Annotated in this window: 15 protein-coding genes; 9 read left to right on the plus strand and 6 right to left on the minus strand. The window is 60.2% G+C overall.

The window, feature by feature from the left end; translation table 11 throughout:
* Window positions 1-311 precede the first annotated feature (311 nt).
* Window positions 312-1,802, plus strand: a complete 1,491-nt coding sequence (locus NG895_RS11635) for an ATP-binding protein (protein ID WP_252852669.1) — start codon at window positions 312-314, stop codon at window positions 1,800-1,802.
* 45 nt (window positions 1,803-1,847) lie between these two features.
* Here the strand turns inward: NG895_RS11635 and dcd are convergent, their stop codons facing one another.
* The 4 genes from dcd to nth form a co-directional block, all read right to left on the minus strand.
* On the minus strand, window positions 1,848-2,420 hold the full coding sequence (gene dcd / locus NG895_RS11640; protein ID WP_252852670.1) for a dCTP deaminase: 573 nt from the start codon (window positions 2,418-2,420) through the stop codon (window positions 1,848-1,850).
* 123 nt (window positions 2,421-2,543) lie between these two features.
* Complete coding sequence (locus NG895_RS11645; RefSeq protein ID WP_252852671.1) at window positions 2,544-2,933, minus strand: DUF5615 family PIN-like protein; 390 nt, start codon at window positions 2,931-2,933, stop codon at window positions 2,544-2,546.
* On the minus strand, window positions 2,930-3,157 hold the full coding sequence (locus NG895_RS11650) for a DUF433 domain-containing protein (protein WP_252852672.1): 228 nt from the start codon (window positions 3,155-3,157) through the stop codon (window positions 2,930-2,932). The genes NG895_RS11645 and NG895_RS11650 overlap by 4 nt, the downstream gene beginning before the upstream one ends.
* 56 nt (window positions 3,158-3,213) lie before the next feature.
* Window positions 3,214-3,936: an endonuclease III gene (gene nth, locus NG895_RS11655; protein ID WP_252852673.1), complete on the minus strand. Its 723-nt coding sequence runs from the start codon at window positions 3,934-3,936 to the stop codon at window positions 3,214-3,216.
* A gap of 279 nt (window positions 3,937-4,215) precedes the next feature.
* Between nth and NG895_RS11660 the strand changes: the two genes are divergently transcribed.
* The 5 genes from NG895_RS11660 to NG895_RS11680 all read left to right on the plus strand — a co-directional run bounded on the left by NG895_RS11660 (window position 4,216) and on the right by NG895_RS11680 (window position 10,116).
* Window positions 4,216-4,974: a Bax inhibitor-1/YccA family protein gene (locus NG895_RS11660; RefSeq protein ID WP_252852674.1), complete on the plus strand. Its 759-nt coding sequence runs from the start codon at window positions 4,216-4,218 to the stop codon at window positions 4,972-4,974.
* Between the two features lie 196 nt (window positions 4,975-5,170).
* Window positions 5,171-5,890 carry an LON peptidase substrate-binding domain-containing protein gene (locus NG895_RS11665; RefSeq protein WP_252852675.1) on the plus strand — a complete coding sequence of 240 codons (720 nt, stop codon included), beginning with the start codon at window positions 5,171-5,173 and terminating at the stop codon, window positions 5,888-5,890.
* Window positions 5,891-6,178: 288 nt separating this feature from the next.
* Entirely contained in the window at window positions 6,179-6,748 is a 570-nt protein-coding gene (folE, locus tag NG895_RS11670) for a GTP cyclohydrolase I FolE (protein ID WP_425267223.1), read from the plus strand.
* Window positions 6,749-6,807: 59 nt separating this feature from the next.
* Window positions 6,808-9,831, plus strand: coding sequence for an anaerobic glycerol-3-phosphate dehydrogenase subunit C (locus tag NG895_RS11675; RefSeq protein WP_252852677.1), 3,024 nt, complete (start codon window positions 6,808-6,810; stop codon window positions 9,829-9,831).
* Window positions 9,832-9,870: 39 nt separating this feature from the next.
* The gene (locus tag NG895_RS11680) at window positions 9,871-10,116 is read left to right on the plus strand and encodes a MoaD/ThiS family protein (protein ID WP_252852678.1); all 246 of its coding nucleotides are present in this window, start codon (window positions 9,871-9,873) and stop codon (window positions 10,114-10,116) included.
* Window positions 10,117-10,157: 41 nt separating this feature from the next.
* Here NG895_RS11680 and NG895_RS11685 read toward each other — a convergent pair whose 3' ends face one another.
* Window positions 10,158-11,120 carry a hypothetical protein gene (locus NG895_RS11685; RefSeq protein WP_252852679.1) on the minus strand — a complete coding sequence of 321 codons (963 nt, stop codon included), beginning with the start codon at window positions 11,118-11,120 and terminating at the stop codon, window positions 10,158-10,160.
* A 175-nt stretch (window positions 11,121-11,295) separates the two neighbouring features.
* On the minus strand, window positions 11,296-12,399 hold the full coding sequence (locus NG895_RS11690; protein ID WP_252852680.1) for a redoxin domain-containing protein: 1,104 nt from the start codon (window positions 12,397-12,399) through the stop codon (window positions 11,296-11,298).
* Between the two features lie 725 nt (window positions 12,400-13,124).
* Here NG895_RS11690 and NG895_RS11695 point away from each other — a divergent pair.
* From NG895_RS11695 to NG895_RS11705, 3 genes are all read left to right on the plus strand, one after another.
* Window positions 13,125-13,553, plus strand: a complete 429-nt coding sequence (locus tag NG895_RS11695) for a molybdenum cofactor biosynthesis protein MoaE (protein WP_252852681.1) — start codon at window positions 13,125-13,127, stop codon at window positions 13,551-13,553.
* Window positions 13,554-13,781: 228 nt separating this feature from the next.
* Window positions 13,782-14,795, plus strand: a complete 1,014-nt coding sequence (moaA, locus tag NG895_RS11700) for a GTP 3',8-cyclase MoaA (RefSeq protein WP_252852682.1) — start codon at window positions 13,782-13,784, stop codon at window positions 14,793-14,795.
* Window positions 14,796-14,894: 99 nt separating this feature from the next.
* A complete protein-coding gene (locus tag NG895_RS11705; protein WP_252852683.1) occupies window positions 14,895-15,323 on the plus strand; it encodes a YkgJ family cysteine cluster protein in 429 nt (142 codons plus the stop codon).
* The last annotated feature ends 384 nt before the right edge of the window (window positions 15,324-15,707 follow it).

Raw genomic sequence — 15,707 nt, forward strand, 5'->3', positions numbered from 1 at the left:
GGGCGAGACAGACCGTCTACGTCTGCCACACCTCGCACTTCGCGACAGTAAACCCTAGCTTGCGTGATTTGGACACAGGGGCAAACTCCTTGACCGGTATTCCGCAGACGTTCGTTGGCAGTAGTCACAATCGTTAGTACCGCGCTCACCTGCTCCATAGAGGCTGTCGATCAGTTGTTGCTTGCTCGCGGCCAGAATCGAGGTAGCTTTAACGATAGGCGCAGGCAGGTGATCGCTATCGCTGCGGTCGTGCGCCGCCTGCTGTGCACTGCTTTCCCATTTCACTTTGCGCGTAAGACCGAGCTAACAAAATGTCCTCCTCCGAAAAAGATTCGGCAGTTGTTACGCAAGAACCTGCCCAAAATCGTCTCGATGTCTTGTTGACGAGGATTCACGAGCTGACGGCCACCGGCGATGGTGCCGCAGACGACGTGGCCGAGGCCATTGCCGTGGTGAGCGAGGCCACTCGACCGGAAGTTCCTCAAGATGCAGCGCAGACCTCCGTCGCCAGCGAAGCGTTCGCTGACCAACGGGACAGCCATGGCGATTGGTTCCCCAGCGAGCCCGAAAGTCTTCGCGCCGCAGGACTGACCGAAAGTGAAGTGGAAGACCTGTTGCTCAAGATCCTTAACGCCCGCAGCGAAGCGAGCGGTCGTGATCTGGCAGACCAGGTGAAGCTGCCCTTCCGATTAGTCGATCCCACGCTACAGCAAATGAAGCAGGATCAGATGGTCGCCCACCGCGGCGCGTCCGTCATGAACGACTATATCTACCAACTCACCAACAAGGGGCGCGAGCGGGCCAAGAAACTCAGCGAGCACTGCACCTACTTTGGTTCGGCACCGGTGTCGCTCAGGCACTACATCGATAGTGTGGCGAAGCAGACCATGGCCGATCAACACCCGTCGGAAGAGGATCTGCACCGGGCCTTCGACGATTTGCTGATCGACAAGCGAATGCTGCTGCGGTTGGGGCCCGCCATTAACTCTGGCCGTGGTCTGTTCCTGTATGGCGCGCCGGGTAACGGTAAGACGAGCATTGCCGAACGCGTCACCAAGGCCTTCGGCGAATATGTCTGGATTCCGCGCTCAATCGGCATCGATGGCGAGATCTTGCGGCTGTACGATCCCAGTATGCACGAGCCGGCGCCGGAAGAGGATTTCGAGGGCCTGCTCGACGTTCGCAAGGTCGACAATCGCTGGGTCCGCATCCGCCGGCCGACGATCGTGGTTGGTGGTGAGTTGACGATGAGTTCGCTGGAGGTGACCCTCAACACGGCCACCAACGTGAGCGAAGCTCCGGTGCAGCTCAAGAGCAATTGCGGCACCCTGGTGATCGACGACTTTGGCCGTCAGCGCATGACCACCGACGAGTTGCTCAACCGCTGGATTGTCCCGCTCGAAAAGCGGTACGACTTCCTCAATCTGGCCAGCGGCAAGAAGATTCAAGTGCCGTTTGATCAGCTGATTATCTTTTCCACCAACCTCGAACCAAAGGACCTGGTGGACGATGCGTTCCTGCGTCGTATTCCCTACAAGATCGAGGTGGGTGATCCAGAAGAACCGGCGTTCCGAGAGCTGTTCCAGATCATGGCCCCCATCATCGGGGTGAAATATAGCCAGGAATCGTTGGAGTACCTGATCAAGACGCACTACAAATCGATCGGCCGACCGATGCGATGCTGCCAGCCGCGCGACCTGTTGTTGCAGATCAAGAACTTCTGCCACTACGTGAAGCAGCCGGCCGTGATGACCAACGAGAACCTCGACTTCGCCGTCGAGAATTACTTTGCGGTGATGTAGTTCGATCCTTGGGCCTGGCATGCTTGCCCGGCTCGGTGAACCTGTTCACCGCTTGGTGCCGTTGCCGAACTCCAGGGGCAGCTGCGGGTCGGGCGTTTTGCCGCCGGCGAACTCTTCGTGCAGCAGGCTCGGTTGGATGTCGCGGTTGTGTTGGTACTTGCTGGCGTACTCGGTCACCTCGCCGGTGAGTTCGTGGTAGAAGATCTGGCAGATCGGTACGCCCGGGTAGATGCGAATCGGCTGCACGGCGAACATCTCGAGTGTCCAGAAGCCCGAAAAGCCAACGTCGCCAAATCCGGCCGTGACGTGCACGAACAGGCCAAGTCGGCCGATGCTCGAACGCCCTTCGATCTGCGGCACCAGATTGTGCGTGGTGGTTTTCTCGATGGTGCGGCCCAGGTAGAGCTGGTTGGGACTGAGCGTGAGCCCTTCTGCGGGGATTTCGATCCGCCGCACCCGATTGGCCTTCGCCATGTCGAGCACCAGTTCTTCGTACACCATCAACTCGTTGTGCAGCGACAGATTGTAGCTGTTAGGGTTGAGGTTCGCTTCGTCGAAGGGATCAATGATGATGTCATTGCCCAACCGCTCGCGGATCTGTTGCCCGGAGAGAATCATTACGGTGCCGCTCCATTGCCCGTGTACGGTGCCCAAACCGAAAACGCAATTACAACGCAGGCGGCCGACGTTTTCAACCCGTCGGAAAACAGGGGCGAAATCGGCGAACTGGGCGTTGTCGAATTACTCCTTTTCGACAGTTGCCTCTGAATCTGCGAGCGGGGGTCGAGCAATCCAAGTGGAATCGCGCAGTTGAAAGGCACGGTTTGCCAATTCTTCGGGGGCCACCGATTCCAATAACCATCGCAGACGCTGCAGAATGCCCTGACGGTTGGGCTGCTTTAGAGCAATGACAACCACACCATGGTGAGCAGGGAAGCTCAGACTCAAAGCATGGTAGAAATCGCGATCGGTAGACAGCAGCACGGCTTCGCGATCCTGAGCCTCGCGAATGAGAGCGGAGTCGTCGGCTCCCCGTGGCAGCAGAACACGCGCCTCAAAAGCAGTGTGCCCGAGCCCTTCGAGAAATGACACAGCCGCCTTTGGAAAGTTCTCGTCAAGTAAGAACTTCATTTCGCCGTAGTATAGTCGGTCTGCTGGTAGTCACTTAGTTCGCTGGCAAAGAGGAGCGCCGCCGCAATGTCCTCTCGCGTGATAGTAGGATAATCGGCCAGCACCGTCTCGATTGAGTCGCCGCCACCCAATGCCCCTAACACTGTGGATACGAGTACCCTGGTTCCGCTGATAACGGGCTTTCCATGGCAAATGGCAGGATCGATAGAGATTCGGTCACTCATGCTTTAATTCTCGGCTACAACTCCTGCCGGGTCAAGCTAAGTTGCTCCCCTCGCCCTCACACCCCTACCTGTGGGCAGAACTTCCGCATCGAGCACTCCTCGCACTTTGGTTTGCGGGCGTTGCAGATGGCGCGGCCGTGGTGGATCATGCGGTGCGAGAACTCAATCCATTTCTTTTTCGGCAGGATTTGCATCAGGTCGTTTTCGACCTTCACTGCGTCGGTGTTGTCGGTCAGGCCGAGTCGCCGTGACAAGCGGCCGACATGCGTATCGACCACCACACCGGTAGGAATACCAAACGCCGTACCGAGAACGACGTTGGCCGTCTTCCGACCAATGCCCGGCAGGTTCACCAAGGCGTCGAGATCCTGTGGAACCTCTCCGCCGTAGTCGTCGACCAACGCTTGGCTGCAGGCTTTGATGTTCTTCGCCTTGTTGCGGAAGAAGCCGGTACTTTGGACGAGCTTTTCCAGCTTCTTGATCGGCGCCGCGGCGATTTCGGCCGGTGTCGGTAACTCGGCGAACAGTTCCTTGGTGACGATGTTCACCCGCTCGTCGGTACACTGGGCCGACAGGATCGTGGCAATCAGCAACTGATAGGCCGTGTCGTGCACCAGCGCGCATTCGGCGTCGGGATAGTCGGCCTCCAGGCGGCGGACTACCTTGGCCGCTTGCTTCTTGCGCTCCTCGGGCGGCAGCGCAGCGGCGGTTGCGGCCTTCTTCTTAGCCGGGGTCTTTTTCCTGGGAGGCGTCTTCTTCGCAGTCTTTTTCTTGGCCATGAGGCCGATTGTACGCAACGACGCCACCGCGGGCAGTGGGTGGTGGCGGGCGGAGAGTTACCTGCCCTCCCGCTGCCGCTCGAGGCGTTGGGGGATTCCTGGGCTGGGGTGGCAGAAGGCTCCGAAATAACCGCTAATTTCGGCAGAGGCACACGATCTCAGCCGCCAATTCTCCTTGACGCGGCATAATGTCGAGCATACCTTTTACTAGCAAAATACGGCGAGCCGCTGCGCTCCGCCCCCCCTTTCCTACGAATCCCCCCGCGGAGCCTCGTTGCCATGAGCCAAGGTGACTTTCAAGCCCAGAATCCTTACGCCTCGTTTGGGCACATAGCGGCCGATGCGCCGGCTGCCGATCGTCTGGCATTCATCAAGCGCACCTACATTCACCTGGCATTGGCCGTCTACGCCCTGGTGGTGCTGGAGTTTATTTACTTCAGCATCTTCGGCGCCGCGATGAATGACTTGATGCCCAAGCTGCTTAGTCCGGTTTGGTACCTGTTGATGTTCGGCGGCTTTATCGTATCGGGCTGGGTTGCTCGGTCGTGGGCCGACTCGACGACGTCGGTGGGCAAGCAATATGCTGGCCTGGCCGTAGGTGTGCTAGGCTGGTCGGTGATGCTCGCACCCCTGTTGTGGATCGCGAATCACTATGTCACGCCCATTGGCACGCAGACCTATAGTCCCATCGCGGTGGCCGGACTGATCACGTTTTTGGTATTCGGCGCGCTGACGGCGGCCGTCTTCCTGACTCGGGTTGATTTCTCCTTCCTGGCTCCGATCCTCGCCATCGCCACGGCGGTTGCTTTTGGACTGATCCTGGCCAGCTTCATCTTTCAAGGCCTGACGTCGGGCATGTGGTTTTCGGCCGCGCTCGTAGTGCTCGCCTCGGGTTACATCCTGTACGACACCTCGAACGTCCTGCACCATTACCGCACGACGCAACATGTGGCCGCCGCGCTGGCGTTGTTTTCGTCTGTCGCGCTGTTGTTCTGGTACATCCTGCGAATCGTGATTGCCGTATCCGGCCGCCGCTGAGCAGTCCGTATAATCGCTTCACCCGGCCGCAGGTCCGTGCCTGTGGCCGGGTTTTTTTATACGCAAATGCGCTTTTTATTCGGCTTTTTTCGCACAAACCTATTCAATTCGCTGCAGGCGTCTATTATTAAGCATAGGCATAGGACTGCCCCTCACAGCACTTGATACCGCTTTAGCGAACTGTAGAGTACTCAGGATGTCTCCCTCCGATTTCGATCACGCCGAGTTCGATCCAGGAGAGTTTTCGGGCACGGTTCGAATGTTCCCGATTCCCAACCTGGTAATGTTCCCACACGTGGTGCAGCCGCTGCACGTGTTTGAGGAGCGCTATCGCGAAATGATGGCCGACGCCCTGGTGGGCGACCGGTTAATCGCGATGCCTGTGCTTCAGCCTGGTTGGGAGCCCGATTACGCTGGCCGTCCGCCGCTCGAGCCGTGGGCCTGCCTGGGCAAGATGGTGCTGCACAACAAGCTGCCCGACGGCTGTTACAACCTGCTGATGATGGGCGTCGGACGGTTGAAGCTGGTGGAGGAAATGGCTCCCCTGCGAAGCTTTCGCCAGGCCAAGGCCGACCTGGTGGCTGATGTTCCGGTATGCTGCACCAGTGACGAAGGTGAAATGCTGCACCAGCGGATCGTGGAAGTATTCGCACAGCGAATGGCTACCGGCGACGCGCCCTGTTCGCTGCGACCGCTGTTGGAGAACGACCTGCCGCTGGCGACGCTCACCGACCTGGTGGCGTACGCCTTGCCACTGGGCTGCAAACAGAAGCTGCAATTATTGTCGCAGCCGTGCGTGGCCAAGCGGGCTCGATTGCTGCTGGATTTTCTAGGTGTCGATGTCACCAAGCCGCAGCACACCATGCTCTCCACAGGGTACTCTACGGGCTTCCCGCCGCCGTTCAGCGCGAACTGATCGCGTTGGCGTCCGCTGTCGCCGAGGGGCCGCTGCACGGGAGCGCACGTGGCGTTCGAGTCTGCACACCCTTCGCGAAATAGACCTTCACACCGCACCAAGTGTCTTATTTGCTGATAGCGGCTGCATTCGAAGCCGACTTTCGCTCCAGACTGGTTGCAACCATAATCTTTGTTGGAGGGCCGTTGGCGGAACAGCCCCGAGACGACTTGAACCAAGGAATGTACTGTGCAAACTCCCAGCGAAACCGGTTCGCTCGATGGCGAGGCCACCAGCACCAACGTGCACGTGCCCTCCGAGGTCGACTTGCCTCGGATCGAGAAGGCGGTCCGCGAGATCCTGGCGGCCGTCGGCGAGGATCCCGATCGCGAGGGCCTGCTCGAAACACCAGCCCGTGTTGCGCGGATGTACGCCGAACTGTTCAGTGGCCTGCATGACGATCCCCGCGCGCACCTGCAAAAGTTCTTCACCGAGAAGTACGACGAGCTGGTGCTGGTCCGCGATATCAGCTTCAACAGCATGTGCGAACACCACATGCTGCCCTTCAGCGGCAAGGCCCATATTGGCTACGTGCCGAACGGCCGGGTCGTGGGGCTCAGCAAGCTGGCCCGGGTCGTGGAGGTGGTTAGCAAACGACCGCAGGTGCAGGAACGCATGACCGAGACCATCGCCAACCTGTTGATCGAAGAACTCGACGTGAAGGGCGTGGCCGTGGTGATTGAAGCCACCCACTCCTGCATGACCATCCGCGGTGTCCGCAAGCCGGGCAGCCTGTGCGTTACTTCGGCCATGAAAGGTTTGTTTCGCTCGAACCATTCCAGTCGCAGCGAAGTGATGAACCTGATTTACGGTGGGTGATCAGCCAGAGACTGCGATCTGAGCAACTCCCTGACCCCTGAACCCTGAATCCTCTCTGCATGGATCCCGAACGGCAACGCATCGAAGAAGACCTTCGCGGGCTGGTGACCGGCCAGGTGCATTGCGACGACGTTACCGTGCAGCAGTACGCGACGGACGCCAGTTCGTACGAAATCTGTCCTATCGGCGTCGTGCGACCCAGCAGCACCGACGACGTCGTGGCCACCGCACGCTATGCGAGCGACCATGGTTTGCCGATACACGCCCGCGGGGCGGGTAGCGGGCTGGCGGGTGGGGCCCTGGGCCGGGGGCTGGTGATCGACTTCTCGCGCAATATGCGACGCGTCTTGCAGTTGCGACCCGATACGGTCCGCGTGCAGGCGGGCGTCGTGCATGGCGAACTCAACCGGTTGCTGGCGACGCATGGACGGGTGTTCGGGCCCGATCCTGCCAGGTCGGCCGTCACTACCATGGGGGGCGTGGCCGCGGTGAACGCCACCGGCAGCCACTTCTTGCGATATGGCACGCCCCGCGACCACATTCGCCAGATGCGGGTGGTGCTGGCCGACGGAACCGTGCTCGACGTGGGCCGCCATCCGGTGCCCACGACCGCACCGGTTATTTCCGATACGCCCTCGCCCGACGAACGTCTGCGGGAACTCGTGTGGTCGGTAGCGGGGCTCATCGATCGCAACCGTGGCACCATTCGGGCGACGAACATCCACAGCCACGTCAATTCGTCCGGCTACCACCTGAGCGACGTCTTGGAGGATGGTGAGCTCGACCTGGCGCGGTTGCTGGTGGGCAGCGAAGGGACACTTGCCCTGGCAACCGAACTGGTGGTCGAGACGCAGGACCTGCCCACCGAGACAGGCTGCGCAATGCTGATTTTCGAGAGCCTTGACCGCGCGGCCCGTGCCGTGCAAGAGGTGCTCACGCTGAAACCCGCGGCCTGCGACCTGATGGACCGTCGCCACTTGAGCCTGGCCCGCGAGCTCGATGTTCGCTATGAGTTGTTGATTCCAGGCGCTGCCGAGGCAGTGCTCCTGGTCGAGCATTTTGGCGCCACGCGTGAGGAAGTCGAGCAGAAGCTCGAGGCCACCGTCGACCTGGTGACCAATGTCACCCGCCTGGCTGCCAGCGCGCATATTGCCACCGACGAAACGGACAACGCCCTGTTCTGGGAGCTTGCCCAACGTTTCGTGCCTACGCTGCACCGACTGCAGGGGGTGCGGCGGGCGGTGCCGTTTGTGGAGGACATGGCCGTGCCGGTCGGTGCGCTGCCGGTGTTTCTGCGTCACTTGCAGGACGTGCTCAAACGCGAACAAGTTACCGCCAGCCTGTTTGGCCATGCGGGGCATGGGCAATTGCATGTGCGGCCGTTTCTGGACCTGGCCAATCCCAACGAAAAACGCCGCATGGAACGCCTGGCCAGCGAGCTGTACGAAAAGGTGTGGTTGCTGGGCGGTTCGATCAGTGGCGAGCATGGCGACGGGCTGAGCCGCACGCCGTTCGTGGCCGGGCAGTACGGACCGCTGGTCAACGTGTTTCGCGAGCTGAAGCGCATCTTCGATCCCGATGGCGTTCTGAATCCCGGCAAGGTAGTGCCCGAGTCGGGCGCTCGGATGATTCATCATCTGCGGCAAGTGTTGCCCGACGTGGACCGTGCCCCCGCCAAAACGTCGGGCGATTCGCCCCCTCCGGCCAAGACCGGCGGGGCAGGGCAGTTGGTCGAATTGCAACTGGCCTGGGACGTCGACCAGATGGCCCACGCCGCCCGCAGTTGTAATGGCTGCGCTGCCTGCCGCACCCGCGCGCCGGGCACGCGGATGTGCCCGGTGAATCGTTTTGCTCCGCGCGAGGAAGCTTCGCCCCGTGCCAAAGCCAACTTGATGCGGGCCGTGCTCACCGGCCAGTTGCCGCCCGACACGCCACTGCAGGACGCGCTGAAGGAAGTGGCCGACCTGTGCGTGCACTGCCACATGTGCCGCATCGAATGCCCAGCGAACGTCGACATTCCGCGGCTGATGGTCGAGGCCAAGGGGCAGTACGTCGCCAGCAATGGCCTCGACGTGTACGACTGGCTGATGGCCCGCATCGACCTGATGATCCGCGTGGCCGGGCGGCTGCCGCGGTTGTCCAACTGGTTGTTTGGCAACCCGCAGGCGCGGTGGATTATGGAGAAGCTGCTCGGCATCAGCCAGGCACGCAAACTGCCGAAGCTCGCCCCGCGATCGTTCATGAAATCGCTCTCCCGCGAGCAGCGCACGCAGCCCGACAGCGACGCCGAGAATCGCGTGGCGCTGTTCATCGATACGTTCGCCAATCACTTCGATACGGAACTGGTCGACGCGCTCTTGAAGGTGCTCGAGCACAACAACGTCGACGTCTACATTCCTCCCAGCCAGCACCAGTCGGGCATGCCGCTGATTGGTTCGGGATCGCTATCGCACGCTCGGCGGGTGGCACATCGCAACGTGGCTTCGCTGGTCGAAGCGGTGCGGCTGGGCTACAAGGTGATCTGTACCGAGCCGACGGCCGTCCTGGCCGTGGTGCGGGAGTACCCGGCGCTATTGGCCGAAGACGAAGACGTCCGGTTGCTGGCCGACAACACGCAGGACGCCAGTCATTACTTGTGGCAACTACATCAACGCGGGGGCCTGGCGCTCGACTTCGAGTACCAGGACTACGAAGTCGCCTACCACGTGCCGTGTCACTTGCGGGCGCTGGAGGTCGGCACTCCGTCGGCCAACCTGCTGCGACTGGTGCCGGGGCTCACGGTGCATCAAATCGAAAAAGGCTGCAGCGGCATGGCGGGCACTTGGGGACTGAAACGCAAGAACTATCGCAACAGCTTGCGTATTGGCCTGCCGCTGATCTCCGAGGTCCGCGACGGCCCGTACCACGTCGCCACCACCGAATGCAGCACTTGTGCGATGCAAATCGATGGCGGCACCCACAAACCGACGCTGCACCCGATCAAACTGCTGGCCGCCGCCTATGGGCTGATCGACTTGCCAGAATCGCTTAGCGCCAAGACAACAGTCGTTGCTGCCGAACCTCAGGTTCCCAGCGACGAGTAACCGGACGGCCACGCGGTCCGCGAAGAACGACCAGGTTCCATGACCCTCCAACTCCTCTTGTTCGCCGCCGCCCGACAAACTGCTGGCGATACCAGTGTGACGATCGAACTACCCGAGGGGGCAAGTTACGCGGATCTAAAAACGGCGCTCGCCGAGCAGCATCCATCGCTCGCGCCGATTGCAGCAGTCAGCCGACTGGCCGCAGGGGGAGAGTTTGTGAGTGATGATTCGCTGGTGGATGCAAAGGCGGAGCTGGCGCTGATTCCGCCGGTGAGCGGGGGGTAGAGGGCAGGATCTGCAGATGCCGACACTTGCTATCCCGCCTATCAGTTCGTCGGAGGCGGAACGGGATCCAGCGGAATTCCCTTGGCCGTTGAGTCAGAGACGGGGGAGACGTCAACTTCTACCAGCGCGCGTTGGGCCCTCTTTCGGATGGTCTCGTCCGGTACGCCGGCTTTGCGAAGTGCCTGAATGTTCGAGATGCAGCGGGCGGCGCCATCCTTCAGTCCGCGGAGCAAGTATTGGTTATTGGTTTGAGGTGCTGCTAAGCGAAAGTCCTCCATCTTATGGTAGGGGGAAGCGACCCATTGCAGGCAGTCTTGCCAAGCTTCGTGGTGCGCGGTTTGGTAAGAGATAGAGGCAAACAAACGCTGCTTGTAAACCGTGCCATCTTTTTCCCTGGCGTTGCGAACAATCAGGAACGGAATATCCGCGGGGATCTCGACTCGCTCTGGATGGGACAAACTCACTTCCTCTCGTTCCAACGTTTTTGTGACGGGCGGAAGTTCCGCCACGTGCTTCCAGGTCGGTGGTTCGCCAATGTATTGCCTCACTCCTTGTTGCATCACGATCGGCTTGTTGGTCTTCGGCAGTACCACAAATGCGTACGGTGTCGTTCGCTCCGCACCTCCATCGGGGCCCGCTGACTGGGAAGTATTTGCTTCGAACCGCACCACGACGCTATCCGTGGTTTCAATCACGGAGGCGACTTTGTAGCCTGCGGTGTTGGCAGTCGTCCCGCCGAATATGGCCACCACCATACAACGTTCGAAGTCGACCTCCATCGCTGCGCGGTTGGGTGTGTCGTACCTGGGATCGAGTCCCAGGTGTTCGAGCCACACGCGAGTCCACCGCTGCGGTGAATCGATGCGGCCAAAGCCAGCTATCGTCACGTGGGAGTCTTGATCACTTAGCACCACCAACTGGGAACTCATTTCAGACGCCGGTGGCTGGGCTTGAACCACGCCAACGAAAAACAGAAGCAGGCCGGCTGCCAGTACGGTTCGCATTCAAGTCCCCTACAGTTCAATGGATGAGAGCCCGATGATTGAAGCTCGGTTCCTGCGGGGATTCTAGTGGAAACGATCAACTGGGGCGACCCGAAAGGACCACGCCGCAATTCTATCCAATGGACATAGATCGCTTCCCTGTTGGTGGCCGCTGGATCGCGTGAGCGCAGGCTGGCTACTCTTCGCTTAGCAACTCCTCAATCCGTTTTCGCAGTAGCTGTTCGCCTTCGGCGCCCTGCCAGTTCAGTTCGCCGTACCACCAATAACGGACGTAGCCTTGTTTGTCGATCAGGTAGACGCTGGGCCAGATCGAGTTGCCCCAGGCCCCCCAGTTCTGTTTGTCGTTGTCTATCAGGATCGGAAACTTCAGTCCGGAGTCCCGGGCGTTGCGGTGGACGCTTTCAACGTCGTGCTCGGCTGACGTTTCCGGGGTATGCACGCCGATAACGACCAGGCCCTGGTCCGCGAAGGACTCGTGCCAGCCCTTGTACCAAGGCAAGTTGCGTTTGCAGTTGATGCAGTTAAAAGCGTAGAAGTGCAGCGCCACGACTTTGCCTTTCAACTGCTGCATTGTCAACGGCTGGGAGTTGATCCAGCCACTCTGGCTGCCATGAAGCTCGGGCACCTTGAACTTCACGCCTCCCAGCTTCGAAACATCGATCTGCTCGCCCAGCAGGCTTACCCACTCATCTCGTTGGCTGCTTGTCAGCGTCGCGAGTATCTGTCTCTGTTCGTCGGTCTTCAGAGTTCGATACTTCTTGTCCAGCGATTTGTCCGAGTCTTCCGCCTGACGTTGCTTAATCAGTTCGTCGACAGCTTCCTGCGTTTCTGTAACCGTTTTGCGGATCTCCTGTCGCTGCTTTTCGGAGAGTTCCAGCTTCTCGGGCAGTTCGTCATGCAGGAAGGCTTTGGTGCCGAGGGTCCGCAGCACGATCTGCGACAGCCGACGTTGTTGGTCGTCCTGCAGGATGGATGACAAACGTGTCTGGGCCGTCGCCGTCGCTTGCTGGATGGTGGTTTCGATATGCTGAGCAGAATTGTTGCGCATGGACCATAGCTGGACATCCAACTGGTCGTTCAACTCGCCGAGCTCTTGCCGTTGTTGTTCGGTAAGCTCCAATTCTTCGTGGACAACCGGATCGCGGATGAGAAACAGGTAAGGTTCCGCAAAAGAGGTCACCGGCAAGCGACCATGCGGATTCTGCTGAGCGCTGATTGCGGCGGTGGCTCCCAGCAGCACAACTGCCAAGGCGAGAAGTCTCGGAAGATGGGTTATCATGCAGGCGGTCCTCCATTGGGTTGTCACCAGCCTAGCAGACAACGGGCAAACTGTCTCGTTCTCTAGTCCCATCAGGCAAATCCTCGGGCATTCGCTCTCTAGTGGCATTTTGGCTGCACAGGTCGTTCAGTTGGCTGGGGGCTCCTCAAGCTGCAGTGGGGCAGCCGACCTTCAACAGACCTACGCCGTAACGAGCACCTGCCCAACTGCCCCGACGACAAGATTAGGCCAGCGAACGATCGCGCCGATGCCAGCTCATTGCGGGGCAGCTCAGTTCGAGCAATTTTCTGCCCGCCACATTGCTTGTAGGAATTTTACACACTGTTTGCGACAATGCGTGGTGCGGTAAAATCCTGGCTTTGGTCCTTCCACCAAACGACTCCCCCGGTGTGGTGACTGGCGAACTGCAGGCGTCGCTGACGGCCAGTTCGTTCCGGTGCGAAGGGCTGAGCCATGACCGTTTCGCCGCCAAATCGCCGCACCTGGTCGCCCAAAAAAGAGTTTTGCCGCACCTGCGGTGAACCGAGCGCAACAACCGGTTGAGTTTTGTCGCACCCCCCAGATGGTTTCAACTATCAATCAAGGATGATTGCCCAATCGGCTGCGACAAAACTCGAAGAGTAAAGTCGCAGTGAATCGTATTTCCGCCGCCCTGCGACAAAACATTGACGGCGCGCAATTACCAGATCCTAATACATGCCTACAAACTCCAGATTCCTAGTCCAGTGATCTTGCTCACTCACGAACCGATAGAACTTGAGCCGCTCCTCACGCAAGCCAGCCAGCCGGCGGCCGGGGCGGTGGTGGCGTTCGTGGGCATCACGCGGGCCGTGACTGGCGACAAGCATACCGAACGCCTCGCGTACGAGGCCTATGAGCAGATGGCCGAGGCGAATCTCGCCGAACTTGAAGCGGCGGCACGCAACCGGTGGCCGCTGGTCGAGTGCCTGCTGGTGCATCGGCTGGGCGTGGTCCCCATCGCCGAGGCAAGCGTCGCGGTGGTGGTGAGCAGCGCCCATCGACGGGCAAGCTTTGAAGCGGCCGAATGGTTGATCGATACCTTGAAGCAGGACGTCCCGATTTGGAAGCAGGAACACTACCAGGACGGCGAAACCGAATGGGTGCATCCGGGAGTGGTGGGCGGTGGGCAGTAAGCGGTGGGTAGAATGTCACTTTGAAAGAGGCTCGCCGGCTGAGAAACCTTGTGCCCAATGCGGAATGCAGATTTCGGAATGCGGAATGCTCTTCCGCGACGACTATTCCGCATTCCGAATTCCCACTTCCGCATTTCGTAGATCCTTCAGTCGCCCAGGCTCCCTCAGGATGACTTAATCCAACCACCTACTCACTCACCCGCGGCTAGCGCCGTCGGCTCAATTGTTTTGACCAGCTCTAATCCAACTCGACCACCGCTCGTCGACTCGTTCGGACGCACGCATACCAGCTTGCGGCTGAGCGTGACCGATCGGTGCAACATTCGCTGCTTCTATTGCATGCCGGCCGAGGGCGTCCGGTTTTTGCCGCGGAGCGAGATACTCTCGTTCGAAGAGATTACGCGGTTGGTGCGCGTGGTGGTGCCGCTGGGGGTGACGCGGATTCGCCTCACCGGCGGCGAACCCCTGGTGCGGGCGGAGCTGCCGAAGCTGATGGCGATGCTTCGCGAGATCGACGGCCTCGCGGACCTCGCGCTGACGACCAATGGCATGTTGCTGGGCGAACAGGCGGAACCGCTGAAGCGGGCGGGGCTCGATCGGTTGAACATCAGCCTCGATACGTTGGACGCCGCGAAGTTCGAGCGGATGACGCGTCGGCAGGGGCTCCAGCAGGTGCTCACCGGCATCGACGCGGCGCAGCAAGCCGGGTTCGAGTCGATTCGGCTGAACGCCCTGGCCATTCGCGGCGAGACGGAGGACGAAGTGGTGCCGCTGGTGGAATTTGCTCGATCTCGCGGCCTGGTGATGCGGTTCATCGAGTTCATGCCGCTGGATGCGGATGGAGCCTGGCAGCACGATCGGGTGCTCACCGGCGAGGCGATCCGCGGAATGCTTGAGCGGGAGTTGGGACCGCTGGAGCCGGCCGAGCGAACCGATACCAGTCAGCCAGCGATGGACTACGTGTTTGCCGATGGCAGTGGGACTGTGGGATTCATCAATCCGGTAAGCGAGCCTTTTTGTGGAGCCTGCGATCGGCTACGCTTGACCGCCGAAGGTCAGGTCCGCAATTGCCTGTTCAGCACGACCGAGTCCGACGCCCGCTCGCTGTTGCGATCGGGGGCCGACGACGCGGCAATCGAGCAATTGGTCCGCGACTGCGTGGCCGCCAAGAAACCGGGCCACGGCATCGACGACCAGACATTCCTCCGTCCCCGCCGGGCCATGTACCAGATTGGGGGGTAGTGACGAATGACCAATGACCAATTCCGCAAGCGGACGATTGGTCATTCGACATTGGTCATTTAGGCCGACTCCCTTCACCCACTTCACGGACGACCCAGTATGCCCACCAAGAAGCCACCCACTCCCTGGTACGCCGATGGACTCCGGTTTAAATGCACCGGCTGTGGGGACTGCTGCACGGGCGCCCCAGGCTACGTGTGGGTGAACAAGGCGGACATCGAGCTGATTGCCGCCGAGCTGGATATGGACGTGCCCGACTTCGAGAAGAAGTACGTCCGCAACGTGGGCGTCCGCAAGAGCCTGGTGGAGTTCTCCAACGGCGACTGCGTGTTCTTCGATGGGAAAACCCGCAAGTGCGAGGTTTACGCCGCCCGACCCCGCCAGTGCCGTACGTGGCCGTTCTGGGACTCAAACATCCGCAGCCCCGAGGCCTGGCAAGCCACCTGCGACGAGTGCCCCGGCGCGGGCAAGGGCAAGCTGTACGACATCGATCACATCGAGGCCGAGCGAGCCAAGATCCGAGTCTGAGGAAGCTAGCAGGCCAGCTCAGCATGCTGGGGTGTTCGCCACCCGGGGACCGGTGGCACTGGTTTACCACGGCGGGCGTCCGAACTTGCGGATCTGAGAAACTTTGCCGATTGGATGAAGTCTGCCGGTCGAGCGGTCGATGAATGGTTGTGAGTCGCCATTGGACCGCGCTGATAGCGATAGGACCGGTGAGGCGAGAATGCTCGCAAGTCTTTGTTAAATAAAGATTTGCAGCGATTTTCGCCGAAACGGTGCGGTAGGCGTCACCTCGGTGGACTCGTAAGTTGTTTGACAATTTGGGTTTAAGTGCATTTTGTTCGGCCTGCCGCTGGCATTGAAATCACCGAACAGAGCATGGCAGAATACCGTACCAGGACGGGCGAC

Origin of the sequence: Aeoliella straminimaris (genome assembly GCF_024054565.1) — a bacterium.
GTDB classification, from domain to species: domain Bacteria; phylum Planctomycetota; class Planctomycetia; order Pirellulales; family Lacipirellulaceae; genus Aeoliella; species Aeoliella straminimaris.

Coding starts and splice junctions, on each gene's coding strand:
- NG895_RS11680 (WP_252852678.1), top strand. CDS start 9,871: ATGACCCTCCAACTCCTCTTGTTCGCCGCCGCCCGACAAACTGCTGGC.
- NG895_RS11690 (WP_252852680.1), bottom strand. CDS start 12,399: ATGATAACCCATCTTCCGAGACTTCTCGCCTTGGCAGTTGTGCTGCTG.
- NG895_RS11635 (WP_252852669.1), top strand. CDS start 312: ATGTCCTCCTCCGAAAAAGATTCGGCAGTTGTTACGCAAGAACCTGCC.
- NG895_RS11645 (WP_252852671.1), bottom strand. CDS start 2,933: ATGAAGTTCTTACTTGACGAGAACTTTCCAAAGGCGGCTGTGTCATTT.
- NG895_RS11660 (WP_252852674.1), top strand. CDS start 4,216: ATGAGCCAAGGTGACTTTCAAGCCCAGAATCCTTACGCCTCGTTTGGG.
- NG895_RS11685 (WP_252852679.1), bottom strand. CDS start 11,120: ATGCGAACCGTACTGGCAGCCGGCCTGCTTCTGTTTTTCGTTGGCGTG.
- NG895_RS11675 (WP_252852677.1), top strand. CDS start 6,808: ATGGATCCCGAACGGCAACGCATCGAAGAAGACCTTCGCGGGCTGGTG.
- NG895_RS11705 (WP_252852683.1), top strand. CDS start 14,895: ATGCCCACCAAGAAGCCACCCACTCCCTGGTACGCCGATGGACTCCGG.
- NG895_RS11650 (WP_252852672.1), bottom strand. CDS start 3,157: ATGAGTGACCGAATCTCTATCGATCCTGCCATTTGCCATGGAAAGCCC.
- dcd (WP_252852670.1), bottom strand. CDS start 2,420: ATGATTCTCTCCGGGCAACAGATCCGCGAGCGGTTGGGCAATGACATC.
- NG895_RS11665 (WP_252852675.1), top strand. CDS start 5,171: ATGTCTCCCTCCGATTTCGATCACGCCGAGTTCGATCCAGGAGAGTTT.
- nth (WP_252852673.1), bottom strand. CDS start 3,936: ATGGCCAAGAAAAAGACTGCGAAGAAGACGCCTCCCAGGAAAAAGACC.